We start from the raw sequence: 25,508 nt of genomic DNA on the forward strand, positions 1-25,508 counted from the left end.
TTTATTAAGTACATTAGCTATTTTTTGTTAATGTTGTCCTAGTTTCACAACTAGTACAACATGGCGGAAATAAACCACTTATTCTAAATCAATGAAACGCTTAGGCTGTATTCATTTTTAATTCCGCCTTGCGGTACTAGCTCTTCAAGTGTGAATTACAAGACTCTGGGCTATATTGAGGACAACCATATCACAATAAAATACCAAAAACCTGGTCGAGGTTGACCAGGTTTTATCGAGTTTACAGATTTCAATTTTAAACTAATTAACTAACTGAAGGTTAATAACTAAGGTGGACTGAATAACTAACAAACTCAGCATTCCTGCGTTTTTCCGCTTTAGGATTTGGCTTTGTCTTCTACAATCAGGCTTTTTGCCACTTTCATAATATTTGATATGCTGAAGTTCGCTTGGTCTCATGACAAGGGGACACTAAGTCATTGACCTTTTTTTGTTTGGTGTCCTACTAAATAACTTATCACTTAGTTCGTGAGTTGCAACCCTTGGTTTACTAAAGTTGATGTTTTGTTAGATTTTGCAATCTAAAGCCATAGATTTGATCCCTAGCCTTCTTTTTAAGAAAGTTAAAGAGATATTGGAGAGATCAGCATGACTCACCAATCTGTATTGTCACCAATTCCACATAATTTGACTGTTATCAAGATGGTTGGTCACAATACGCCCAATGGTATCAATTTCTGCTAATTCGACAGCATAAAGCTTGATTTGGGCGGCTAAGGCGTTATCTAATGCTTGTTCGGGATAACGCGCCCCAGCAATAGCATTTGTTTGCGGTTGAGCAATTAACCAGGCCAAAGCTAACTGAGCAAGGGTACAATTATAAAGAAGGGCTATACGCAGTTTTTTTAGCGCTTGTTAGGCATGTTCAAAGTTTTCGCCTTGAAACTATCGGTCTTAGCTTCAAATTAAATCAGAGTTACAGTAGATGCTGATGGAATTGACTACAACTTTTCATGCCCTCAAAGAATGGGCAGTTGCCGTAAATGCCTTAGAAAGTGGCAAAACAATTATGTTGCTCCGCAAAGGCGGTATCCATGAACGAAATGGACATTTCCAAGTTGCCCACAAGCAAATTTTGCTTTACCCCACTTATGAACATCAACAAGCTTTCATGCTGAAAGCTGAGTATGCCAATAGTGTCTATCCAGTAACATCAGGCTGGCATCCTGAAACAGTTCGCATCGGCAGTTGGGCTGAAATTACCGATATTTTGCCAGTAAGTGACGAGTCTATTGTCAACACCTTGCTTCCTTTCCATATTTGGAACGAGCATTTTATTAGCGATCGCCTCAAATGGAAACCACGTCAACCCCTTTATATTCTCCTCCTGCGGACTTACAAACTACCCCAAGAGCAAGAAATTCCCTATTACGCTAAGTACGCCGGCTGTAAGTCATGGATTGATTTAGATCGACCAATTCACTTGCAAACAGCAAAACCAGTTTTATCTAACTTTGCATACAGCCAACTAGTAGAAGCAATTCGCGAGATTGTCGGCGATAAGTTGTACGCTCCATCCTTCTAAGTAGGTAAGCACAAATAAACTTAACTATGTAACGAAAAGAACGAAAAGTAAAAGCGGTGAAAACCTTGCTATTGCTTCACTATACTTCGTTACAAGAAATGGACGGGAGTTTGAAAGCCCTGGAAGAATAGGTACGTAGTACTGCATTCTGTGCTTTAGACCAGGGATGAAAAACGACGGGCGTGGCTTTTAAGCCACTGCGAATATCGAAGTGCGTTCCATCACCGACCAAAGTATCTGGACAAAATGATACCCTAGTACCCAGTTCAACAACAAAGGTAGTTCTTGCTGAGGACAGGAAGAATACTGCCCTGGAGTCTCAGCCACCAGAGGAGCAAGGGCTTGGAAGTCCCAAAAACAAGCCAAACCTCATTCTCTACCCCGTATTCTTGCGGTAAAAATATCAATGCGATCGCTACACAAAATTTGGCACAGTAGTTAATAAACCTAACCAGTTTTAACTCTAAATTATGCCAAAGTCTCGTTTTTTCGTCTTCTTTCGCCACCTCAATTGGCACACACTCAAAAAAACTTTTGCCAGGACAATCGAAAGGCGACTTTTGGGACTTGCCTCGGAAATCGCCTTCAATGCCATGCTATCCTTGTTTCCAGCAATTCTTGCTCTGATTACAGCTATTGGCTTATTGGCAGAATCTTTGCAAGCTACCTTTAGACAACTGGCGGTGGAACTAAGTCAAGTCCTACCGGAAGAAGCCTTGGATCTGATTCGTGATTTTGCCACCACAGAGATTACCAACTCCAAAAATAGCGGTTTGTTTTCCCTGAGCTTTGCATTAGCAATTTGGACTGCTTCTGGGGCGGTGAATACCGCGATGACAGCCCTCGACCAAATTCATCAAATTCCTCCAGAAAATATGCGTCCCTTTTGGAAAGCCAAACTCGTCTCTCTGGGATTAACAGTGGGGACTATGTTGCTTTTAGTATTAGCTTCTTTCTTAGTGTTTACCAGTGATTGGCTGCTGGGAATGGCAGTACGTGAAAATGCTTCTTTAATCTTTTTGTTACATCTTTGGCAGCTGTTTCGCTGGCCTTTAGCTTTAAGTATTGTTGCTGTTGCCTTTGGCTTCGTCTATCGCTATGGCCCAAGCAAGTGGAACTCAGGCACGCCAATGATGCCTGGAGCAATTTTAGCAGCTGTTTTCTGGGCAATATTGTCTGCCCTATTTCGGTTGTATGTGGCGAATTTTGGCAATTATAATAAAGTATATGGTGCTGTAGGCGCTGTGATAGTTTTAATGCTCTGGCTGTCAATGAGTGCTGCTGTGCTGTTAATCGGCGATCAGTTGAACGTGACTGTGGGCGAAGATATGCGCTTAAAAGGGCAGTTACAATCTCAAGAAAAATATTAAATAGTAAATCCCTGAAAATAATGATTGCAAAAGATCAGTAGGGGAGTAAAATATCTAACGATTCAATATAAATTTAGCGATCGCCTTCATGTCTGATTCTCCTCCTCGATTTTCGATGATTGAACCTGATGCCAAAGCACCCACCTTAAAGCGCCTGCGTCAGTTAAGTCGGCTGCTGGATAATATTATTACCATTCCTGGTACAAAGATTGGTTTTGGTCTAGATCCAATCATCGGACTCATACCTATTGGTGGTGATTTTTTGGGAGTTATGTTTTCTAGCTACATCATCCTAGAAGCAGCGCGGCTGGGTGTATCTAGAGCCACTTTAGGTAAAATGGTTTTAAATGTGATCATTGATGGCTTGGTAGGCACTGTTCCAGTTTTGGGAGATTTGTTTGATTTTGCCTGGAAAGCTAACATCAATAATATCAAGCTATTAGAAGATTACTTAAAGTTTCCCAGCCAGCAAAAGAGTGCAGACAGGTGGTTTATCTTTACTGTTTTGGTGGGATTGTTGCTAATCTCCATTCTCTTAGTAGCATTGCCTGTGATCCTAATTAGAATCCTGTGGAACGCTTTAACAGGTGGTTAAAATAATTCGTAATTCGTAATTACGTTCTCTACGAGACGCTGCGTCAGCGCTCGTAATGACGTAAAATTATAGTCTTTGCGTAAGTACTGTTAAATCCCTAGAATTAGTTCAATTATTTATTGATAACGGAATGAAAGATTGGTGGCAAGCTACTTTTCCTAAAGGGCGGCAAAATCTAATTATTACTGATGCTAAAGGGTATCCTGTACAAATTGCTTATGGCGAAAAAGGTAAAGGTAAACCGCTAATTTTACTACATGGCATGGGGAGTTGGAGCTACAATTGGCGCCACAGCATAGCACCATTATCTAAATATTATCGGGTAATTTGTTTTGATGCTAAAGGTTTTGGTTTTTCTGAAAAACCATTATTTCGTAGAGAAGATAGTGGGCATCAAGTTATTGAATTTAAAAGAGTTATTCAGGCATTATGTGATCAACCCGCAGTAATTGCGGCTGAATCTCTAGGGGGATTAGTTGCCCTCGCCCTTGCTCAAGAAAATCCGCAGTTAATTGGGCGGCTTGTAGTAGTAAACGTACCTGTTTTTACCGAACATCTACCCCATTGGGCTATGTGGTTACTTGCCCAAACGCCTTTAGAAATAATGCAAACAATTGACTCCTTACGTCTGGCATATCTGTTTGCACCTATATTTAGAGAAATTATGGCAATAGAAAGACGTGGGGTGTTATTTGATCCCTCAATCCTGACACAGGAAGATATCTATTGGATAACTTACCCGTTTATTGAATTGCCTGGTACAATTGCAAAAGTTGCCGAAGAATTACAAATAGCCGCGCAAGAAATTGAGAATTGGCAAGCAAATAAGCCAAATATGCTCACCAAAATTCAAAATAACCTGAGTGCAATTAAGTGTCCTACACTAGTTTTGTGGGGTGAGCAAGATAGTTGGTTTCCTCCTAATCATGGTGAAAAATTGCATCAGCATATCCCCAATTCCAAATTACAGATTTTACCTAACTGCTGTCATGATGCCTCAAGTGGTGCTTTTGAAGTGCTGAATGCAGCGATTCTTAAGTTTTTACGGGATACTAATTTTTAGAGAATAATTCAGAATTTGGAATCAACCTGAATTCTGTTTCCTTGAAGAAGAAGTCAGAATTCAGGAGCGGAGCAGTATTGGGAGACGCTCCGCCTCCGGTCAGAATCAAGACGCGACTCGAAAATATTCGCTACCGCTACGCTATCCGCCAGTCGCACAGAATTCATTCTGAATTCTGACTCCTGACCCCTGAATTCTGTTTGATAAAAAGAGAGTGGGAGGAAGCATATCAGTCAGCTTTCAAACTCCCACTCTGCCATTTGCTGCTGAAGTGAACAGGAATGTATACAGACGTTGCCCGTTATTTGGGGGCTAATGCGTACTTAAACAACAACGCCCATACGCATTTAATATTCCTGATGCAGCAAATGCCAAACCTAATTATTGATATTTATTTGCTGATAAAAATACTCTGTAAATAATTGATAGAGATAGCTTTTTATTTTTGCAAATAAATTAGTAAATAGTGTTTTACAAAAATGAATTTATTTACGTGGTAGCCCCTGATAACAAAACCCTTGAAGTCGTTTATCTTTATAGAATTTAACCTGGTTAATCAAAAGCTGGTTGCCATTTTGGCAGGTTTTTAAATTTGCTAATTGCTCATATCTAACTTTTTAAAAGCTGTGAAGCAGCTATAGCAATCCGATTTGATTCCTGAATCACTAGTAGAGAAAGGGAATAGGGAATAGGGAATAGGGAACAGGGAATAAAGATATAATGAGTTTTTTTCAAAAATCAAATAGGAGTCCTATCGCTCTTCTATGACTCTGGAGAGAGAATAATCCAAGCGATTAGAAATCGCGGCTACACAAACTCTCGTCCGCCTGCGCGGACTAACGCCAAAATAGGGTTTCAAATTTAATCTGACGAGAGTAATAAAAGAGCGCTATATGGCAATACAGTTCAGAATGAGCAACAAAACACTTGTAGAGACGGCGATTTATCGCGTCTCGAAAACCCAAAATTGTTGCCAGTAGCCCTTAACCCAAGCGTATTGTCCTATATGACAATAAATAAATTTATATATAACAAGATTCCCGACTTCTTAAATAAGTCGGGAATCTCAGCCAAGTAATTGGCAAAAAGTGTTAGTTTAACGGGGTTTTACTTTACAGTAGTATTAATACTGGCGTAAAATTGCAGACAATGAACTATTTTTACGAAGATCCATCAAGTCTGCTAAAGGTTCTGTGGGCGTATCGAGGTGATGCTTGTGTTCTGCTGGTAAAACCGTTACCAGATGCTTTGTTTTCGGTTGCATCTGCATAAGGGGCATCAGTTGCGGCTGTGGCACAAAAATTGGTTGGTTCTTAGGAAGATGTGGTTCCAATTTTTGGTAATGGTTCTGTGCCAAACGTGCCTGATGGCGGTTAACCTGTTTTTGAACTTTATTGCTAATCTTTGTCCGATTGAGAATTCGGAAAATGAACAGGGAACCACTACCACAACTGAGAGCGATCGCAGCCACCATCCATAAAGGTGTAGGATTAGTGTTCTCAGAGGGCGCATTAATTGGTTCTTCAACTATAACTGGGATTTTTTCTGGTTCTTCCTGTGTTACTGGGCCAGCATTACCTAAGCTATACAGCGCAAAGGCACCACCTCCTATAAACATGGCTAAAAACCCAGTTAGCAATAGCCAAGGATGATGTACAACCAAATAGATCAGAACATTCGAGCTTTTTCTTAGTCTCGATTTTCTGTTTGTCAGCTCTGGAGTAGCCCTTTTTAATTGGGTTGGCTCGCGCTGTACATTCTGACTTTTTTCCATGATTACTTTCAGATTTGTACCCCTCTAGTCAATAAATTGTACTGGAGGAGTCAAGCATCAGGTATCCGTAACAAAAGTGTAGATTCAAGTAGCTTTTTTGTAAAATCTAGGCTACCAAATCTGGCTTACTTTTGCCAAAATTCTGTATTTATTGTGACTTTTTGCTGTAATAATCTGAAATCAATTCGCTTATTTTCTCCATCAGCTAGGAGAATGCCTTTCGAGAGCAAGTTGAATTAACCGATCAACTAATTCTGGAAAAGGAACTCCACTATGGGCCCAGAGTTGAGGATACATACTCGTTGCAGTAAAGCCTGGTAAGGTATTGATTTCGTTAATTAAAACTTCTTGTGTCGCTTCCACATAGAAAAAATCTACCCTTGCCAACCCCGCAGCGTCAACAGCTGTAAAAGCCTGCAAAGCCATGTCTTGAACTTGACGAGCGATCGCATCTGGAATCGGTGCAGGTATCAGTAAATCTGCCCGACCTTCAGTATATTTAGTTTCATAATCATAAAAATCGCTGTCATAAGTAATCTCTCCAACGATAGAGGCTTGGGGTTGATCATTACCTAAAACGGCACACTCAACTTCCCTGGCGACGACACCAGCTTCTACAACTAATCGGCGGTCATAACTGGCAGCATTATCTAAGGCGGTTTCTAATTCTTGGCGCGATCGCACTTTTGCAATACCCACTGATGAACCCAAATTTGCAGGCTTGACAAAAGCAGGATAACCTAATGCTGCCTCAATGTCATCACAAAGTTTCGGAAATACGCAAGGATTAGACCAAACCTGCGCTCTCGTAATCGCCTTATATTTTACCTGTGGTAGTCCCGCTTGCTCAAAGGCAATTTTCATGGCAATTTTATCCATCCCCATTGCCGAACCTAATACCCCAGAACCCACAAAGGGAACCTGCATCAAAGTAAGTAACCCTTGAATTGTTCCGTCTTCACCATTGGGGCCGTGGAGAATGGGAAACCAAACATCCACTTGGGCAACTTGAGAGGGAGATTGCCACTTACTCAGGGTTTGGGCTTGAGGGTTGGATATCAGATTTCCTTCAGAAGTTGATTCTTCCGATTCCAGAAGCGGACTGCCGGTTGCTAAAACCTTTTGGGGTACAACTCCTGCAAGCCAGCGGCCATTTTTTTGGATATAAAAAGGCAGGATTTCGTACTTACTAGTATTTTCCTCTGCACTTAAGGCTTTCACGATCGCCCGTGCTGAGTTGATCGAAACTTCATGTTCTCCCGAACGACCGCCAAACAGTAACCCCACGCGCAGCTTAGTCATTTTCGGTTCCTCGACACTTCTCAAGCAGATAGCGTATCATAACCTACAAAAGTTGCCATATTTTTCTTTTATTTCTTTTTTGGATATTGCCCAAGGCGATTGGATTGGTTCAATTTGCCCAATTCCTAAAAATAATTTCATCTTTGTCAACCATAGGGAACCTTGACCCGGAAAACATGGCAGATTACTTGAATAAGTACCAAAAGTCTGACATGAAAACCATAAGAATGAGAATTTGGACTACTACTGCTGTGCTAGCTTCTTTTTGGCTTATATCTGGAGTCATCAGTTCTGAGCCAATCAACGCTACTTCTGTTTTGGTAGAAAATGCCATATCATCTCCTACACCAACGAATGTAAAACAGATTACTGTCAGTAGCACCGAGTTTGGGTTGAAGAGAGTTGACTCCAAAGGGAACATTACCATTTTTCAGACAACAAGAGTACCACTTCAGGAAGGAAACACATACGGATGGCGGATTAAACTCAAAGACTATCGAGGTGAGGTGAAATGGCGCGAAGTCTTACGTTTACCAAAACCTCCAGAAACTTGGGGTACAGATAACGGTGAAGACTTCTCAATATCAGCAGACGGCAAGACATCTGTAATACGACGTACACAGTCGGCTCCAGAAGGTGTAATTGAAAATTTTTGGACGATCGCTCCTGGCGATCCAGTTGGTAGGCATAGAATAGAGGTCTATATTGATGACCGTTTGATCAGTACTTTCGAGTTTGAACTGATTCCAAAATAGATGTAAAGGGTATTGGGCATTGGGGCAGAGGGAAAAGAGGAGGCAGAAGTTCTTTAATTTTGTTAGCGCAGCGTTAATTTTGAATTGATTTCTCCCCTGCTCCCCTGAACCTTAAGCTGAAGAATATCTTAGAGATAAAGGGAGATTAACGCCACAGATGAATGCTGAAGAATTAAAAAGGCGTTTTGCCGCAGGAGAAAGATATTTTCCAGCCGTCAACTTGAGTAAGGACAAGTTGATTGGAGCATATTTGCCTGGAATCAATTTATGGGGGTCTGACTTGAGTGGAGCTAATCTAGCTAAAGCTAAACTCTGGGGAGCAGATTTAAGTAGAACTAATTTAGCCAATGCGAATTTGACCAGAGCTAATTTAAGCGGTGTCAAACTGAATGAAGCAAATCTTCGGGGAGCCAAACTAAATTATGCCAAGTTGTATGGAGCGAATCTGACTGGCGCTTACTACGATGAAAGCACGCGGTTTTCTAAAGGTTTCGACCCCATCAGTAGAAACATGCAGAAGGTGTAAGCTAACCCCAGCCCTAAAGGGCTTGTCATTACCAACATATTTTAAACTAGGCAGAGGGTGTATTAGAGTCAGAGTATGAAGTTAGAAAATTTCACAGACCTCCATTCTTGGGCAGTTGAGCAATGGCAAGATGCCGAGTTGGGGGATAGTCGCCGCACAGTTCGATTATATCGGAGAGGGATTGAGGGTGAGGTAAACCAGGGACATAAATTGTATGTTATTTAATTCTTATTCCTAAACAAATAAAGTCCGTAAAACAGACTTTGATTTATTCTTTTTTGTACTTGTAAATGGCTGTTTGCTAGAACAATAATTTGTTGTGCTTTCATTGTATTTACAGGCAATTAATTGATTTTTCCTCCTTACTATTACATAGTAATACTGTTTGATTTATCACAATTATAACTTGCAGCTCCCAGACTTCTTTAAGAAGTCTGGGAGCTTATTTATAAGAAAAATTCAGAACTCAGGAGTCAGAATTCAGTATGAATTCTGTACGAGTGGGTAATGAATATTGGTTAAAACCGTACTTCGTCCCGCTACGCGCTTTCGCCTCTGGTGGGCGAAAAAAATTAAAATATTCTCGCCTGAAAACTCTATCCCTTTATGGGTAGAGTATTCTGAATTCTGAATTCTGTATTCTGACTCCTGTTTTATCACAAATGATTCAGGATTGCTATGGTATAAATAGTTGTCTTAGCAAAAGAGTATCATATTGTACAAAAAATCTTGATATTGCCTACCAGTATTAACTGCCTGAAAAAGTTCGGACAAAATGCCAGCATTCTAGAAATTTGATTGCTATATTAGACTAAATAACTATTCTGGCAAAGGTTAAAAAGCTGTGCAGGATGATTTAAAGGGCTTGGAAATTAGTCAAGATGATTTGCAAAAACTGACTAATTTACCTGTTAATGAGGAACTTTTAATCATTACAAATACTCTAAATAGATTCGCAAGGATATATATACAAAAGCTGAAAAGCTCTGAAGGAGCAACTGTAGTTTTTATCGGATTTTCTACATTTGTTTTTGTATATATTCTATTTGATTTAATTGTTAAAATTTTTGTTACGTGGATAACAATTCCATCTTGGATATTATTAATTATCTTAGGTCTTTGGGTTGGCAGTTTTACACAAACTATCTTATATTTAATCTGGAAAAGTAGAAGTAAAGTTGTCAAAAATAATATGACAAAATCTCTACATATCCTGTTAAATGAGGTTAATAGATATAATACTGTTATTAGAGTAATAGATATCAATGACCAAATCGAAGAAGCTGGTAATCCAGAAGTGGTTATAAAGGAAAGAGAGGGTGTGATCGAAGCGCTTAAACTCACCAAAGCTGATTTAGTTCGCGCTTTGAAGACAGAAAGAATTTTGAGGGAAAATAAGAACTTTATTCTGAGTAATACAGAACTATTCGTCAATAATTTGGCAACTTTAACAGCTATGCAAGTAACTGAACAAGCTACTGAACATGGAAGGTTACTCAATGAAGCATTACAAATTGCATTAGATGTGCAACATGAAATGAAAAGATTACAGACTCAGCGTTAAGATAATTCGTAATTCGTAGTTCGTAATTCGTAATGACGCTCTCCAAGAGATGCTGCAGCTTGCTTCCCCGTAGGAGTAGGAATACTCGCTAACGTAATTAGGTTTTGTAATGGGAATTTAAAAAGCACTCCTGAATTCACTCAGTACTAAGTAAGAGTTGGAGAAAGTGTAGATGCTGCTAGGTGGGTTGGTTTCCAAGCGACTCACCAGACATTATCAATGGCTTTTGCCAGAATCCTTCCCAGGGTTGCAATCACCGATCTAACATAAAGAATATTCATAAAGTGATCGCTTATCCACATGGACTGGAAAGAAATTAGAGGGAACTGGGTAATTATTCCCCGAAATCCCATAGGTATCGTTCATTTTTTAGGAGGTGCATTTGTCGCCACTGCACCGCACATTACTTATCGCTGGTTACTCGAACAACTGGCAAGTAAAGGTTATGTTGTAATTGCTACGCCTTTCGTTAATACATTGGATCATACTGCGATCGCCAAATCCGTACTGTTAAACTTTGACCGCACCCTCGAACGCTTACAGGATTCTGGGGCATTACGCAAGCTTTACTTCCCCATCTACGGCGTTGGACATAGCATGGGCTGTAAACTTCACTTGCTGATTGGTAGCCTCTTTAAAGTAGAACGCGCAGGCAATATTTTAATATCCTTCAACAACTACGCCGCTAAAGAAGCTATCCCCCTAGTAGAACAATTTAATTCTACTTTGAAAATCGAGTTTACTCCCTCACCGTTGGAAACTAACAAGCTTGTCCAAGAGCGTTACAATGTCCGGCGCAATTTATTAATAAAATTTAGTAATGACAACATTGATCAATCGGCAGCCTTAACCAAAATCTTACAAGAACGTTTTGATGAGATGGTGACAGCACAAACATTACCAGGAACTCATACAACACCTCTAGGCCAAGATATTAAATGGCAAACTGGAACGTCTTTCACCCCTTTTGACGCTTTAGGGCAATGGTTTAAGCAAGAAGCATACCGCGACTTAAACCAGCTAAAAAGCAACATTCTCTTATGGCTAAATCCTTTGGCATCACCATAGAATTTATGACTGCTTGACAGTCATAAATTCTATAGGTAAATAAAAACGATTTCTAATGCTTTTGGGTTGAGTCTAATAGAAACCTAACCCCAACTCCTTACTAGGGTTGGGGAGTAGAATTCAAAGCCTCTATGCTTTTAAGAGAGAGGAATGGAAGTGAGGTTAAAGTCTATTGCATACAAACAATAAGTGCTATAGTAGCACCCCTATATTGATACTACTAGCTTATTAGCTCACAGCATATTTTTATTTTCTATTTTGACAGCAAATTATTAATGAGTGTTTCCTACAACTTTATATGTTTCAAATACTAATAATTGATGACGACTATTCAATAAAAATACTCCTAAAAAGGATTTTGGAAAAACAAGGTTATGAGGTAGTGACTGCCAGTAGCGGCGAGGAAGGAATAGAAAAAGCACTAGCTTATCGTCCAGCACTAATTATTTGTGATTGGATCATGCCAGGTTTGACAGGACTAGAAGTTTGTCACCGCATTAAGACAGACCCCAAATTTTCCACCACATTCTTTATTTTATTAACATCCTTAGATTCCGTTGCTGATTGCGTCAAAGGTCTAGATGCTGGTGCTGATGATTTTATCTCCAAACCTATTGAGCATAATGAATTACAAGCACGGGTAAGAGCAGGATTACGCCTGCATCAATTGAGTAGAGATTTGCAGGATCAAAAGTTGCTTTTAGAATCAGAAATGTCAGAAGCAGCAGACTATGTGCGATCGCTGCTACCTCTTTCCATGACCGAACCATTCAAGATAAATTTCCGTTTCATTCCCTCGCGACAACTCGGCGGTGACTGTTTCGATTACTATTGGCTCGATGATGATTATCTGGCAATTTACTTACTCGATACCGCCGGACATGGATTGAAAGCTACTCTTCCCTCTGTTTCAGTGCTGAATTTGCTGCGTTCCCGTGCGCTCAAAGGTCTGAATTACTATCAACCTAGTGATGTATTGAAGGCTTTGAATGATACTTTTCAAATGAATTATCAAAATGATAAATACTTTACGATTTGGTATGGAGTTTACAACCGAATCAACCGCCAGTTAATCTATGCTAGTGCAGGTCATCCACCAGCAGTTTTAGTAACCGGCACATCTCCAAGGAAATCTGAAGTTAAACTCTTGAAAACCCCCGGTATGCCAGTTGGGATGTTTCCAGAGGCAAAATATATTGATGCATCTTGGAATATTGAAAAATTTAGTACCCTTTATATTTTTAGTGATGGTGCTTATGAAATCACTAAATCAGATGGCACACTTTGGAGTTTGGATGCTTTTATTCAGCTATTAGTTAGCTTACAAGATCCAGCTGATAGCCAACTCGATCGCGTACTGAGTTATTTAATAGCTCTGAACTCCAAAGATGCTTTTGATGATGATTTATCTATTTTGCAAATGAAGTTTGATTAATTAAGTATTGGAAAATAAAACTTGATTAAATGCATCTTGACTGGGGAATATTTCAAATACTTTATCCATATTGGTCAGTTCAAATAAGATCCTAACTTGCTCATTAATTGAGCAGAGGACAAGTTTAGTATCGGCTGCACGCAAGGTTTTAAAAGCTAATACTAAAGCTCCCAAACCAGAACTATCCATAAATGTTACATCTTTAAAATCAACTAACACAATTTTCGCACCCTTCTCTAGAATATCAGTGATATTTTGTCGAAATTCTTGTGAAGTTGTGGCGTTCAAATTACCACTGAGCTTAATAACTTTTACTTGTTCTCTCATAATTATGTCACTCTGATTTGTGTAAATAATTCTCTGATTTTGCCATTATAGAACATTTAAAAATGCTTGTAAAATAAAATCTAAGATTACATATTGAGTAATCATTGATAATTAATCAGGATAGATGAAGATTAGCTATAAGTATTTTAATCTAATTTTTTGTAATACTAAAAACCATATTGTCTTACATTCAATATCGCTTTTTTACTAGGAATATACCAGTTGAGAATAGACTATACAAGTAAGTCAGCATAGTAAAACTCATGTATGTTTAGTTTTGTATAACGGTTGGAACGACAGATTTATAAGCTGTTTGCTGATTTTATTTTTCGGCATACCATGTTAATTTTTAACACCAACTTACTTGCATCTCATGGATGTAAATATATACTGTTCTACAAGCTGAGGTTGCTGCTTTTCAGATTATTTACCAAATATTTGTACCAAACCTAAGATTCTCCAATAAATTTCATGATGATAGCCGTCATTAAACAATTCAAAATTCAATGAGTCGGAGCGATGCCTAGTTCGGTGTAGGCGTATGCACAACTAAACCCAATACGCTTGGGTTAAGGCTAAAACTCTTTGTCAAATCCAATTTTTTAACGTAGACGCGGAGCGGCTTGCCGCAGGCTACCGCCAAGGACGCCAACGCGCAGCGTCTCGTAAGAGTTGGACGCAAAGAGAAGAAAGAAATGCTTAACTGAACTGTATCGCAGCTAAACCGAGTCTAGCAGTGGCGTTCCTTTGCTTGGGTAAGCGGATCTGCATCACTCACAAAATTTTCCCCAGTCCCTATCGCCCAATTAAAACTATAAGCAGAAATACTCAACTATCGAGGTTTCACATCATAATCATTATGTAGATATAATCCTTTGTTGACTACTGAGTATTTATGATGGTAACTAGGATCTACGTTTATTTATGTCCAATTACTTACATTATTGAAATAATTTACTTCTGGATTACCCCTCTAGAGTCAACAGCTTTGATTTCAACAGCGCCAAGCAAGCTTGAATCTACACCATCTGTCTAACAGAAGTTCTCTAAGGCGATCGCCCCTGCTATTTTTAGTATTCCCAATATATATATATTTCTCAACAGACAACACAAATCCTGTACAGACACGATTAATCGCGTCTCTAACTACCTCAAACAGGACTCACTTTAGCTCTGTAAAGCAACTTCTGACCTTGAAGGTAGCCAGTGTAACGTACCTTGACTGTTTCTCCAGGTTGTGCAGTTCCCTCCATCAATTGGTGAAGTTGGGGATCATAAGGTAATTCTGCTCCCACAGGTGCGATCGCTTCCACTCCCCACGCTTGTAAAAGCTTTTCTAGGGGTTTCTGTACCAATGGGACTATTTTGACTGCTGCTAGCTGTGGATTTTCTTGCGCTTTTTGTGCTGCTGTTGGCCATTGCAATAATAAAGACTCCAGCAGTTGCAAGCTCGACTGCTGGAGTTCTTGTAGTAATATTTCTCGCTGTTGTTCTAATTGAAGTTGAGAGCGATCGTACTCTCTTCTTAAATCTGTAATTTCTTGTAACAATTCCTGGGTAGGTGCTGTTTTCTCTTGTAACAACTCTACGGTTGAAAAAGTTACGATTAATTCACTTAATGACATCTGTAGCACTGACGACAGCTTGAGCAGCACATCTACCCGCATCTGCTCTAGCTTTCCCTGGCGTAATCGCAAAATTTGACGCTCTGAGACACCAGCAGCGCGACTCAGCGCTTTAAAACTAGAAATACTTAACTGTTGCATTAAATCTTGCAACTTTTGGGAATGGGGCATTGGGGATTGGGTATTGGGGATTGGGGATTGGGGACTGGTGACTGGGGATTCGTGACTGGCAAAAAAATTAAGTCTTTATTTGTTAGTACCTAGTCCCTAGTCCCTAGTACCTAGTCCCTAGTCCCTAGTACCTAGTCCCTAATTCCTATTCTTCCAGTAAACTTCTCAACATCCAAGCTGTCTTTTCGTGTACCTGCATCCGCTGAGTCAATAAATCGGCGGTAGGTTCGTCGTTAACTTCTTCTAAGACGGGAAAAATAGACCGTGCAGTTCTGACTATGGCTTCTTGTCCTTCCACTAACAAGCGGATCATTTCCACAGCTTTAGGAACTCCAGGAGTTTCTGGAATCGAACTTAGTTTGGTGTATTCGCTGTAGGTTCCTGGTGCGGGATAGCCAAGCGCTCTAATTCTCTCGGCTATTAAATCAACTGCTAAGGCTAATTCTGTATACTGAGTCTCAAACATCAGATGCAACGTTTGGAACATCGGCCCCGTTACATTCCAATGAAAATTATGAGTTTTTAGGTACAGTGTATAAGTATCAGCCAACAGATGAGATAAACCGTCAGCAATTTTAGCCCTACTCGCCTCGTCAATGCCGATATTTACATTTTTAACTGTTACTTTCGATGACATAATTTTCTCCTAATTAGGTTATATGTAATTGGGGATTGGGAATTGGGAATTGGGAATTGGCAAGAAAATTAAGCCCTTGATTCCTAGTCCCCAGTCCCCAATCCCTAGTCCCCAATCCCCAATCCCTAGTCCCCAGTCCCCAATCCCTAGTCCCCAGTCCCCAGTCCCCAATCCCTAGTCCCCAATCCCCAATCCCCATTGTCTATGCTAAGTGCATCTTCAAAACGCTACGGGGTGCTTTACGAACTCTGGCTAAAACGGTTTCTTTGCCTAAACGCTGGCAAGCTTCATACCGATGACAACCAGAAAAGCCATAATATTGTCCATCTACTTCTAGGACATCAATAGGTTCTTGCTGCCCAATCTCCGCAATCGATTCCATTAAGGCTTGCACTTTATTTGGATCGTTTGTACGGGGCAATGGCCGTTTTATCTGATTTAATGGAATTTCTTGGACTTTAACCATAAAGAGTTTATCCAACTAGTTCTGTTTTTTGTCTCTAAATAAATCATAGTCATTATGACTTCGTTTTGCAACTAATATCTAGAGCAAAATTGGTAATGGTATCATTGGAGCATTCATGCGACAAAAAAACCGCGCTACAAAGCAATTGGAAAATAAGCTCCAACGACACATTAAGGGGCAGAAGACGCTCTCTACGAGAGGCTCCGCCAACGCGAAGGATTACTCGCGATCGCAACTCTTGGAGACGCTGCGCGAACGCTATCAGGTGGTCATGAAATTTTCATTTTGGTGTTTTCCCTACACTTTGCTGACAACATTTTGTCTATTAGGACTGACTGCGGCATCAGGTCCTGAGAGCAATATCCAGGATATAGAACTGAAAATTGGGATTGTGCAGCGATTTGGCGCCGAAGCCACAGCCAAGTTGCAACTGGAACCCATAAAAGGCGATCGCTTAAAGCTAAAATTTCAAGTGGGCAACAAGCAGCAAATTCTGTTTACTAAGAACCCTGTAAAGCTGGAAACAGTCATGGAAGCTTTACCCCAGTCAGCAGTCGAAGAAGTGGTAGTTTTGGGCACATACCGCACTTTTGAAACTGCGGAAGACAGTGCTAATAAATGGCGTTCTCTGGGAATGGAAGTGGAAATAGCCCAGCCAGAACGCTGGCAGGTTTGGGCGAAACGAGATGTTTACAGCACTCCTTTATTGCGACGCTTGTTATTGCAGAACATCCAAGCTTCTACCAAAGATAAAGTATATCTTGATACTAAGGTTTTGAAACAAGTGCCACGAGTAAGTTGGGTAGTGGATGGTAATCGCTATAGCCCAAATGACTTGGAAATTAGCACCGATCAAAACTTGATTCGAGTGAATAAAAGCGACAAACCAGAGTTTGCTCGTCTTTATGCTGGTCGATTGAATTTGCAGCCAAATGCTTATGGCACATACACTCTAGTTAACCAAGTACCCTTAGAAACTTATTTGCGTGGGGTTGTGCCTTACGAAATAGGTACAGAGGCACCAACAGCGGCCCTAGAAGCCCAAGCAATTCTCGCCCGGACTTATGCCTTGAGAAATTTACGCAGGTTTGCCGCAGATAATTATCAGTTGTGTGCTGATACTCACTGCCAAGTTTATTATGGTCTGAAGGGAGCGGCTGCCAAAACAGACCAAGCGATCGCCTCAACCAGGGGTAAAGTATTAACTTATAAAAATGAACTAGTAGACGCTCTGTATTCTTCCACCACTGGTGGTGTCACCGCCTCCTTCAGCGATATCTGGAATGGTGACGATCGTCCCTATCTCCGCCCTATACTGGATGCTCCGACTAATTTTTGGGACTTGTCTAAGCAGAGTTTAGCAGATGAAAAGAACTTCCAAAAATTTATCAATACGCAACAAGGATTTAATGAAAGCAAGTGGGATATGTTTCGTTGGCACAAGGAAACCCCTCTACAGGATATTATCAAGGACTTGCAGAAATTTTTGCAGGTGAAAAACAGTTCTTATGCCAAATTTAAGACCATTCAGGCGATGGCAGTCGTGAAGCGAAGTCAGAGTGGACGTATCCTTGAACTTGCAGTTAAAACCGATCGCAGCACCTTTGTTCTGCATAAAGATGAGGTTCGCAGCGCCTTTGCAGCTCCCGTAAGTACGCTTTTTTACATAGAACCCCTAAACAAAGGCAAAGCAGAACTCTGGGGATATGCTTTTATTGGTGGTGGATTAGGACATGGAGTCGGCTTGAGTCAAACTGGCGCTCAAAATTTAGCAAAACTAGGTTGGTCAAGTCCAAAAATTCTCCAATTTTACTATCCTGGTACTCAGATTAAAATTCTCAGTAAAGAAATTAAGCTGTGAACTATCCGCACTGAGTTTAAGTACTACAACAGAATTCAGAATTCAGGAGTAAAACACGCTTTATACCTGGGTAACAGACTTAGCTTGTGTACCTCATCAACTTGAAATCTGCTGTAAGTACGAGGAAATTCCATACTATCGCGCTTTTCAAGTAATTGAATTACCCTACTCCCCGTCTCAATCGCGATCTAAATACCTGAAAATTAATGTAAGAAATTAAGCAGGAACACAACATTTACCTACTTAGTACTGAGTGCTGAGTGCCTCGGCTTATAGTGCTGAGTAAATTAAGAAGTACTCAGTACTTTTGCACTTGGGTTTTTGCCCCGCCCGAAGTCAAGCGGAATCTTTTCTTTTCAGGAGGAGGTTGATACCCCACCTCTTGTGGCGTGGTCTTTTTACTCAGCACTCTTCATTGTGCTCCTGCCCAACACAGAACTAGGCTTTTTGTCAAAGTCGCTTTTAGAGATGCACACAGCATTGCAAGTGTGTTGGCCCTAGATGCCATACTTGTATTTTGTCAACATTAATAACTCTTGCAAGAGATTTATGGTTGAGTTGCTTAGTTCTTAGTAAAGGTCTTCTTCTTTGTGAGTTTCGATTGTTACGTCAGAGGTTGGGTAAGCGACACAAGTCAGTACATATCCTTTTTCGATTTGTTCATCATCTAAGAATGACTGATCGCCTTGATCGACAGTACCCTTGAGGATTTTACCTGCACAGGTAGAGCAAGCACCAGCGCGGCAAGAGTAGGGCAGGTCAAGACCAGCTTCTTCAGCAGCGTCTAGAATATAGACATCATCATCAACATCAAGTGTTGCATTTAGTCCTTCGGAATCGTTGATTAGTGTCACTTTATAACTTGGCATTGAGTAATCCTCTCTTTTGCAAACGGCAGTATAAGTTATCTTAAGGCAAAGATAGCGGCTGTTCTGTGGGATTAGCCGCTGGTTTAAATTTGCTTCAATTCTGATACTACGAGAAAAATTAAACGATGTGACTGGAAATTGAACCCGATTAGTAATGAAATTTAGTTACTTAATCCCGATAAGTTTTATTTATGTTATTTTCGACCTTAGTCAGGTTGCAATAAGAAAAACTTATTTTATATATAAAAAATATGAGCAATATTAATGTTACCTGGATTTTGTCGGACTTACGCAGAACAGATCCCCCAACTCCTCTAAAAAGCAGGGCTGTTTTATTTTCTAATCTGATTAGATAATTATCATAGCGATCGCGTACCCCCACTCTGAAAGCAAGCTGACGCGGTAACTTTTCTTTTTCCAAAATTTTCTGTTCATTGTCTTGACAAATTTTTTATATAGCAGCAACACTTAAAATAACCCAACACACAGAAATCTCAAATCTGATAGCCTAACGTTGACCACTAATGTTACATCTAGTATCGTTGAGCGGGGAAAAACCAACGTGAAAGCACAGGTATTTAGAGGCGTCAATCAACTGTCTTACGAAGATATCCCAGTTCCAACCGTGGAACCAGATGAGGTGCTGGTACAGGTGCGGGTTGTGGGGTTGTGTCAGTCAGATATTAAAAAAATTCGTTATCCGCTGTATGAACCGCCGCGCATTTTTGGACATGAAACTGCCGGCACGATCACAGCATTAGGCAATAATGTCAAAGGTTGGCAAGTTGGACAACGGGTAGCGGTGATGCACCACATCCCTTGTATGCGTTGCGCCTACTGCTTAAATGATAATTTCTCGATGTGCGATGTTTACAAAAACATCTCCACAACCGCAGGCTTTAACGCCAGTGGCGGCGGTTTTGCCGATTATGTCAAGGTTCCTGGGCATATTGTGGAAAATGGCGGGTTAATTCCCATCCCGGATAACATCAGTTTTGAAGAAGCCAGTTTTGTAGAGCCGACTAACTGCTGCTTGAAAGCTGTGAAAAAAGCCCAAATTGCTCCAGGACAAACTGTGTTGGTTACTGGTGCTGGACCAATTGGGTTAATGTTTATCATGTTGGTAAAGTATTTCGGAGCAAAGGCGATCGCTACTGATTTACTACCCTCTAGAATTGATAAAGCCTTGAGTGTCGGTGCAGAAGCGGCTTTTGATGCGCGCGATCCAGATTTACCCGCCAAAATCTCTGCCTTAACTGGTGGACTAGGTGTTGATGTAACTTTGCTGGCTGTACCCAGTGAGAAAGCTTTCTTTCAAGCACTTGATAGTACCCGCAAAGGCGGTAAAATCTTGTTTTTCGCCGAATTCCCTGATGAGGTGGAAATTTCCATTAATCCGAATATCCTCTACCGTCGGGAAATTGACTTGATCGGTAGTTACAGTTCCTCTTATCGGCTTCAGAATCTATCAGCCGATATTGTATTTAATCAGCGAATTGACGTAAAAGCATTGATTAGCGATCGCTATCCATTAAAAGATTTATCAGCAGCCGTGGAAGTTGCGATCGCACCCACACCGGATACTTATAAAATCTTAATTTATCCGTAAAAAAAAGATGAGGGGGATGAGGAAGACAACGTAAAATTATCTCCCTCATCTCCCTCATCTCCCTCATCTCCCTCATCTCATGCCCTTTTTCGTCGCCCTACTAGCTTTCTACGTCGCCTGGAATCTCGGAGCAAACGATGTCGCTAATGCGATGGGAACCTCTGTAGGTTCCAAAGCTGTCACCCTCAAACAGGCACTAATAATTGCTGGAGTATTAGAGTTTACGGGTGCTGTGTTGTTTGGACATGAGGTAACGGAAACTCTAGCAACGAAAATTGCTAATCCCGCCTTATTCGCAGCTACACCCCAAATATTCGTAACTGGGATGGTAACGGTACTAATATCTTGTGGTGTGTGGTTGCAAATTGCCACATCACGCGGTTTACCTGTATCCTCTTCTCATGCGGTTGTTGGTGCGATCGCAGGATTTAGCTGGGTAGCTTTGGGAGTAGGTGCAATTGATTGGTCATCAATTGGCTTAATTACCATTGGCTGGATTTTAACGCCATTAATTAGTGGTGCGATCGCTGCTTTATTTTACAGTCAAATCAAGCACTGGATTTTAGATCAACCAAATCAAGTAGTCCAGTTACAAGAATGGATTCCCTGGCTGAGTACTCTGCTGCTAGGTGTATTCGGCGTGATTGTATTGCCATCACTAACAGAACCGCTAACCAATTTTGTAATTGAGCAAACTGGTTTCAATATCCCTGCTTACGACATCCCCCTATTAATCGGTGCAGTAGCAGCAGTTGGACTCACAATCATTAGTTGGCGACAGTTAGGAGATGAGGGAGATGAGGGGGATGAGGGGGATGAGGGAGATGAGGGAGATGAGGGAGATGAGGGGGATGAGGAGGATGAGGGAGATGAGGGAGAACTACTCCCCAGTCCCCAGTCCCTAATCCCCAGTCCCCAGTCCCCAGTCCCTAATCCCCAGTCCCCAATCCCCAATCCCGTAGAAAAATTATTCGCCCGATTCCAACTACTAAGCGCTTGCTTTGTAGCCTTTGCTCATGGTTCTAATGATGTGGGAAATGCGATCGCTCCTTTAGCTGCGATCGTTTACATCAATCGCACTGGTAGCGTACCTACCGATGGTATAACTATTCCGCTTTGGATTTTAATCCTTGGTGGTGCTGGTATTGTAGGTGGTTTAGCTGTCTGGGGTAAAAAAGTCATTGCCACCATTGGCGAAAATATCATTGCCTTGCAACCTAGTAGTGGATTTTGTGCCGAACTGGCAACTGCTACCACCATCCTCATCGCTTCCCGGCTAGGTTTACCAGTCTCCACCTCCCACGCTCTTGTCGGTGGTGTAGTTGGTATTGGACTAGTACAAAATCTCAACTCGATTAAGTTTCAAACTCTAAAAGGTATTGCCGCCGCCTGGCTAATTACAATCCCCGTCAGTGCTGCCCTTAGCGCTGCCATATTCACCATCGCCCGAATTTTATTCTTCTAAGAATTATTAATATTTTCCTAACTTTTTCCTTTACTGCATTTACTCAAAGCAAAACCCAGACTGCAACAACGCCAAAAAAGCGTGCTTTTGCAGAATTGCTGCTCATTCATTAGAATGTTGTGCAGGGGATAGCGTAACTTTGAATTTCCACAGAAAGATACTTTAATCTCCATTTAGAGATATAAACTGTCACACAAGTTACATTCCAGACAAATTTACAGCTAGTTTCGCAAGTCAGACAATTTTGTGGCTATCGCACAGGCATCTGGAAATCTTTGACGAGTATTATTGGCAGCAAAATAATAAATATTTATTTGGAGTGAGATTTCTTTAAAAGTAAAAATCTCATTGGTAAATAATTGATGACAATAAAACTGAGCAAAAACAAACAAAGTCTCTGTTCAAGCGACTCCCAGACGTAGCGATCAATCCCAAATCCAATGGTTAAATACTTGTCAATGGTGAAGAGAACACACTGTAGTAAGCTGTGAGGCAAACTTGATGCTTTGCTAACTTGTGTCTAGTATGACAGAATTACGTTGAAATGCGGAAGTGCTGTTAAAATTTTTAATTTATCTGACAAAATACAGGAAATTAGGATGACCGCCAATAAAGTGTACCGAAAGCAGCTTTATCGTCAAGGTGTTAGAGGTTAGAAGCTAATGGGGCGATTCGAGAAGCAACCAGAAAACCCAAGAATCAGAGGTGAGCTATCCAGAGCAGCAGAAAATGCGCTTTGGGCTGTAGTTGAAGACTTAGAAAATCTTCAGCAGAATGTCCTCAGAGCCTTGCAGGAAGACGTAAAGCGGCTTCAGTCAGAAAAAAACCGGTTATCTGATGAAATTCAAAGCTTGGTAGAGGAAAAAGAGCATTTACAACAAGTGCGCCAAATCACTGAGCAGCAAGTGTTAATTCGTCAACTGGCAGAAGTTCTGGCAAAGCACATATCATCACAACTGCAATCCTCTCTGGCAACTTTAGCTAGCCAAAACATAGAGGGCAAATCTTACGAACAAGCTGCGCTGAAGTCTGCTGAAGTAAGCAGCAATGTAGTAGGTGAAATCAATGCAAAAGTCGAACACATGTTTGACAGTTTGGATGACACCGTTACTGTTACCTTTAATTCGCTACAACAGGAATTGAAGAACTATCAAAGTAATCTTTCCCAGCAGTTGTCACGGATGTATAGCCAGCAGCAGCAAGGGGAAACAATTTTAACGGAATTTGTTAATCGCCTGCATGGAGAACTAGAAAAAACTATAGAAGAAACTTCACGCAAACCAGCAACAGGAGGTATACCTACTGTTTTGCAGTTTACGGAACCAGAAAAAAATAGTTCTTTTGAGACACCTCCGCCACAGTTTGACGAAGTAGTAATAAATTCTCCTGAGCCAATTTCCCCGATCCCCAATCAATTTTCACCAAGGGAAACGACATCAGAGCCGCTGTCTGTTACAGAAAACGTTGCAAATCCAATTTTTGTACCCAGCAAGGATTTGTCGTCAAGGGAAACAACACCAGAGCCGCTGTCTATTACAGAAAACGTTGCAAATCCAATTTCTGTACCCAGCAAGAATTTGTCGTCAAGGGAAACAACACCAGAGCCGCTGTCTATTACAGAAAACGTCGCGAATCCAATTTCTGTACCCAGTAAGGATTTGTCAGAAAGGGAAACGACATCAGAATCTACTGCTGCTGTAGTTCCGCCACCAGAGGACAATGCTACCGAACCCATTTCTGTCCTCAATCAGGAATTGCCAGAAAACGAAACGCCACCAGTGCCTCCGCTCGCATCTGTGCTACAGCCGAGAATAATTCGACCTTCTCAAAAGCTAAATATTACTGAACCAATTTCTGCTCTTCGCAAGAAGGGATCGCGGAGCAAAGCTAAATCCTCATCAACTACTGCGCTAGAACCACCACCGGAAGCAAAACCCCCACAATCGCGATCGCCTAATTCCTCTGGCTTATCGACACTCCAAATCGGTTTCTTGTTAATTGTCTCATCGGTAGTGGTATCGTCGCTTTACAACGTAGCCATCAAGGTAATTTTCCACGAAGGTTCCCAGATTTTTGGAGTATTAGAGGTAGAGCAGTTACTACCGCCGACTTTGGGCAATACTCTGTTAATTTTGACGCTCCGGTTTATGGTAGTCGTACCACTGATGGTACTGCTGTCTCCGATGTTGCACCCAAGATTGTGGCAAGACTTGGAAAACTTGGCCGCTTCAGTCCGAGGAAATCCCACGCCTGCTAATGCAGCTACCAAGCAGATTTTGGTGTTGTCCATTGTGAGTGGATGCTTTTTGTTTTTATCTCAGGTGCTAATCTACATTGCGATCGCTCAAGTACCTACCGGAATGGCGATCACACTGTTCTTTATCTATCCGATGGTTAGTGGTCTATTGTCGTGGTTTCTGTTTCGCGATCGCCCCACTCTATTCCGCATCGCGGCGATCGCTGCAATTTGCTGCGGCGAATTGTTGGTTTTAGGCGGTTCTCCCAGCATCGGTATCGGTAATATTTCAATGGGAAGCAGCACCGCCATTATTTCGGGTGTGGCTTTTGCTGCCTACATAATTTTGACGCGAGTCTGTGCTAGCAAACTCCATCCCGTGACTTTTACTTTAATTAACTTCACTACCATGTTGTTATTGAGCTTTATCTGCTTGATGCTACCCTTACCAAGCAATTGGAACTTGGTAGTAGTTGACCCCTCTAAAATGCTGGAACTGGTTTTAAGCGCGTTTATTTTGGGTGTGCTAACTCTTGCTGGCTATTTGCTCAACAACGTTGGTATTAGTAAACTAGGTGCCTCGCGATCGGCGCTCATCGGTGGTAGCATCCCAGTTTTAACCGTGATTTTAGCTGGGTTAATCATTCAAGAAAATTTGGATATTGTGCAAATTCTGGGAGTGTTATTTGTAACCTTTGGCGCAGCTGCTTTCAGCTTTGAAACAATGCGAAATCAGGTTAAACCCTCTAATCCCACGAATTAAATGGCGAGTTTAATCAGCTTAAGTGTGATGGGAGCTACTTCACCTCCCATTCACTCAGGATCGGTTTTGAAGCTAATGCACCCACTTGTAACTTTTATAAATCAAATATCCCCGACTTCTTGAAGAAGTCGGGGATTTAAGTTTTCACCAATGGCAAGATGCCCACCCCACAATATTGGATAATTTATTTCTTGGAGTTCCCTTAATAGATTAGGACTTATACCATTTCACGAAATGCGCGATCCAAATAATTGCTCTCTAATCATTTCCCCTCTGCTCCCTTTTGTCTATTGATATCAACCTGAAAGTGAAAATGTATTACACAAAATTACATAAGTAGGGACAATTCCTGTAGACGCAAAGCAGCTTCCCGCAGGATATTGTCCCTACTAACCCAAGTTGCTAGTTACTAGTCAAGGGCGATCGCAATGGGTGTGTTAAGCAATAAAATGCCCTCCAAGAAGAAAATTAGGAGGGCTAT

The 25,508-nt window shown here is 41.1% G+C and carries 23 protein-coding genes and 1 pseudogene; 14 read left to right on the top strand and 10 right to left on the bottom strand.

The window, feature by feature from the left end:
* Window positions 1–630: 630 nt before the first annotated feature.
* Window positions 631–906, bottom strand: a pseudogene (locus tag V7K67_RS06395) (aldo/keto reductase); the annotation flags it as partial.
* A gap of 40 nt (window positions 907–946) precedes the next feature.
* On the opposite strand from V7K67_RS06395, the gene V7K67_RS06400 reads away from it, so the two are divergent.
* Window positions 947–1,546, top strand: a complete 600-nt coding sequence (locus V7K67_RS06400) for a DUF1802 family protein (protein ID WP_335165687.1) — start codon at window positions 947–949, stop codon at window positions 1,544–1,546.
* Between the two features lie 189 nt (window positions 1,547–1,735).
* Here V7K67_RS06400 and V7K67_RS06405 read toward each other — a convergent pair whose 3' ends face one another.
* The gene (locus tag V7K67_RS06405; protein ID WP_334732181.1) at window positions 1,736–1,912 is read right to left on the bottom strand and encodes a hypothetical protein; all 177 of its coding nucleotides are present in this window, start codon (window positions 1,910–1,912) and stop codon (window positions 1,736–1,738) included.
* Between the two features lie 104 nt (window positions 1,913–2,016).
* Here V7K67_RS06405 and V7K67_RS06410 point away from each other — a divergent pair, with 104 nt between their 5' ends.
* The 3 genes from V7K67_RS06410 to V7K67_RS06420 all read left to right on the top strand — a co-directional run bounded on the left by V7K67_RS06410 (window position 2,017) and on the right by V7K67_RS06420 (window position 4,574).
* Window positions 2,017–2,916 carry a YihY/virulence factor BrkB family protein gene (locus V7K67_RS06410; RefSeq protein WP_334706842.1) on the top strand — a complete coding sequence of 300 codons (900 nt, stop codon included), beginning with the start codon at window positions 2,017–2,019 and terminating at the stop codon, window positions 2,914–2,916.
* Between the two features lie 88 nt (window positions 2,917–3,004).
* Window positions 3,005–3,511: a DUF4112 domain-containing protein gene (locus V7K67_RS06415; RefSeq protein WP_334732180.1), complete on the top strand. Its 507-nt coding sequence runs from the start codon at window positions 3,005–3,007 to the stop codon at window positions 3,509–3,511.
* A gap of 130 nt (window positions 3,512–3,641) precedes the next feature.
* Window positions 3,642–4,574: an alpha/beta fold hydrolase gene (locus V7K67_RS06420; protein ID WP_334706844.1), complete on the top strand. Its 933-nt coding sequence runs from the start codon at window positions 3,642–3,644 to the stop codon at window positions 4,572–4,574.
* A gap of 1,123 nt (window positions 4,575–5,697) precedes the next feature.
* Here V7K67_RS06420 and V7K67_RS06425 read toward each other — a convergent pair.
* Window positions 5,698–6,192, bottom strand: coding sequence for a hypothetical protein (locus tag V7K67_RS06425; protein WP_335165690.1), 495 nt, complete (start codon window positions 6,190–6,192; stop codon window positions 5,698–5,700).
* A gap of 357 nt (window positions 6,193–6,549) precedes the next feature.
* Complete coding sequence (locus tag V7K67_RS06430) at window positions 6,550–7,650, bottom strand: D-alanine--D-alanine ligase family protein (RefSeq protein WP_335165692.1); 1,101 nt, start codon at window positions 7,648–7,650, stop codon at window positions 6,550–6,552.
* 212 nt (window positions 7,651–7,862) lie between these two features.
* On the opposite strand from V7K67_RS06430, the gene V7K67_RS06435 reads away from it, so the two are divergent.
* From V7K67_RS06435 to V7K67_RS06460, 6 genes are all read left to right on the top strand, one after another.
* Window positions 7,863–8,405, top strand: a complete 543-nt coding sequence (locus V7K67_RS06435; protein ID WP_335165694.1) for a hypothetical protein — start codon at window positions 7,863–7,865, stop codon at window positions 8,403–8,405.
* Window positions 8,406–8,562: 157 nt separating this feature from the next.
* A complete protein-coding gene (locus V7K67_RS06440) occupies window positions 8,563–8,931 on the top strand; it encodes a pentapeptide repeat-containing protein (protein WP_334706849.1) in 369 nt (122 codons plus the stop codon).
* 75 nt (window positions 8,932–9,006) lie between these two features.
* Entirely contained in the window at window positions 9,007–9,156 is a 150-nt protein-coding gene (locus V7K67_RS06445; protein ID WP_334732178.1) for a hypothetical protein, read from the top strand.
* 619 nt (window positions 9,157–9,775) lie between these two features.
* Complete coding sequence (locus tag V7K67_RS06450) at window positions 9,776–10,495, top strand: hypothetical protein (protein ID WP_334732177.1); 720 nt, start codon at window positions 9,776–9,778, stop codon at window positions 10,493–10,495.
* Between the two features lie 300 nt (window positions 10,496–10,795).
* Window positions 10,796–11,563, top strand: a complete 768-nt coding sequence (locus V7K67_RS06455; protein ID WP_334708561.1) for a DUF1350 family protein — start codon at window positions 10,796–10,798, stop codon at window positions 11,561–11,563.
* 298 nt (window positions 11,564–11,861) lie between these two features.
* On the top strand, window positions 11,862–12,998 hold the full coding sequence (locus V7K67_RS06460; RefSeq protein ID WP_335165697.1) for a PP2C family protein-serine/threonine phosphatase: 1,137 nt from the start codon (window positions 11,862–11,864) through the stop codon (window positions 12,996–12,998).
* On the opposite strand, the gene V7K67_RS06465 is transcribed toward V7K67_RS06460, so the two are convergent.
* From V7K67_RS06465 to V7K67_RS06485, 5 genes are all read right to left on the bottom strand, one after another.
* Window positions 12,999–13,325, bottom strand: coding sequence for an STAS domain-containing protein (locus V7K67_RS06465; RefSeq protein WP_335165699.1), 327 nt, complete (start codon window positions 13,323–13,325; stop codon window positions 12,999–13,001).
* Between the two features lie 1,151 nt (window positions 13,326–14,476).
* Entirely contained in the window at window positions 14,477–15,121 is a 645-nt protein-coding gene (grpE, locus tag V7K67_RS06470; protein WP_335165701.1) for a nucleotide exchange factor GrpE, read from the bottom strand.
* 145 nt (window positions 15,122–15,266) lie between these two features.
* The gene (locus V7K67_RS06475) at window positions 15,267–15,758 is read right to left on the bottom strand and encodes a Dps family protein (protein ID WP_334732175.1); all 492 of its coding nucleotides are present in this window, start codon (window positions 15,756–15,758) and stop codon (window positions 15,267–15,269) included.
* Window positions 15,759–15,771: 13 nt separating this feature from the next.
* Window positions 15,772–15,957 carry a hypothetical protein gene (locus V7K67_RS06480; RefSeq protein WP_335165703.1) on the bottom strand — a complete coding sequence of 62 codons (186 nt, stop codon included), beginning with the start codon at window positions 15,955–15,957 and terminating at the stop codon, window positions 15,772–15,774.
* Between the two features lie 3 nt (window positions 15,958–15,960).
* Window positions 15,961–16,224 carry a ParB N-terminal domain-containing protein gene (locus V7K67_RS06485; protein ID WP_104907642.1) on the bottom strand — a complete coding sequence of 88 codons (264 nt, stop codon included), beginning with the start codon at window positions 16,222–16,224 and terminating at the stop codon, window positions 15,961–15,963.
* Window positions 16,225–16,339: 115 nt separating this feature from the next.
* On the opposite strand from V7K67_RS06485, the gene V7K67_RS06490 reads away from it, so the two are divergent.
* Complete coding sequence (locus V7K67_RS06490; protein WP_442943775.1) at window positions 16,340–18,085, top strand: SpoIID/LytB domain-containing protein; 1,746 nt, start codon at window positions 16,340–16,342, stop codon at window positions 18,083–18,085.
* A gap of 569 nt (window positions 18,086–18,654) precedes the next feature.
* Here V7K67_RS06490 and V7K67_RS06495 read toward each other — a convergent pair.
* The gene (locus tag V7K67_RS06495) at window positions 18,655–18,954 is read right to left on the bottom strand and encodes a ferredoxin (RefSeq protein WP_334708559.1); all 300 of its coding nucleotides are present in this window, start codon (window positions 18,952–18,954) and stop codon (window positions 18,655–18,657) included.
* Between the two features lie 562 nt (window positions 18,955–19,516).
* Between V7K67_RS06495 and V7K67_RS06500 the strand changes: the two genes are divergently transcribed.
* From V7K67_RS06500 to V7K67_RS06510, 3 genes are all read left to right on the top strand, one after another.
* Window positions 19,517–20,563: a zinc-dependent dehydrogenase gene (locus V7K67_RS06500; protein WP_334732214.1), complete on the top strand. Its 1,047-nt coding sequence runs from the start codon at window positions 19,517–19,519 to the stop codon at window positions 20,561–20,563.
* A gap of 79 nt (window positions 20,564–20,642) precedes the next feature.
* Window positions 20,643–22,028 carry an inorganic phosphate transporter gene (locus V7K67_RS06505; RefSeq protein ID WP_335165705.1) on the top strand — a complete coding sequence of 462 codons (1,386 nt, stop codon included), beginning with the start codon at window positions 20,643–20,645 and terminating at the stop codon, window positions 22,026–22,028.
* Between the two features lie 662 nt (window positions 22,029–22,690).
* Window positions 22,691–25,027 (top strand): EamA family transporter, encoded by a 2,337-nt coding sequence (locus V7K67_RS06510; RefSeq protein ID WP_334732171.1) that lies wholly within the window; start codon window positions 22,691–22,693, stop codon window positions 25,025–25,027.
* Window positions 25,028–25,508: the final 481 nt, after the last annotated feature.

This window comes from Nostoc sp. (assembly GCF_036917155.1).
Lineage (GTDB): Bacteria > Cyanobacteriota > Cyanobacteriia > Cyanobacteriales > Nostocaceae > Nostoc.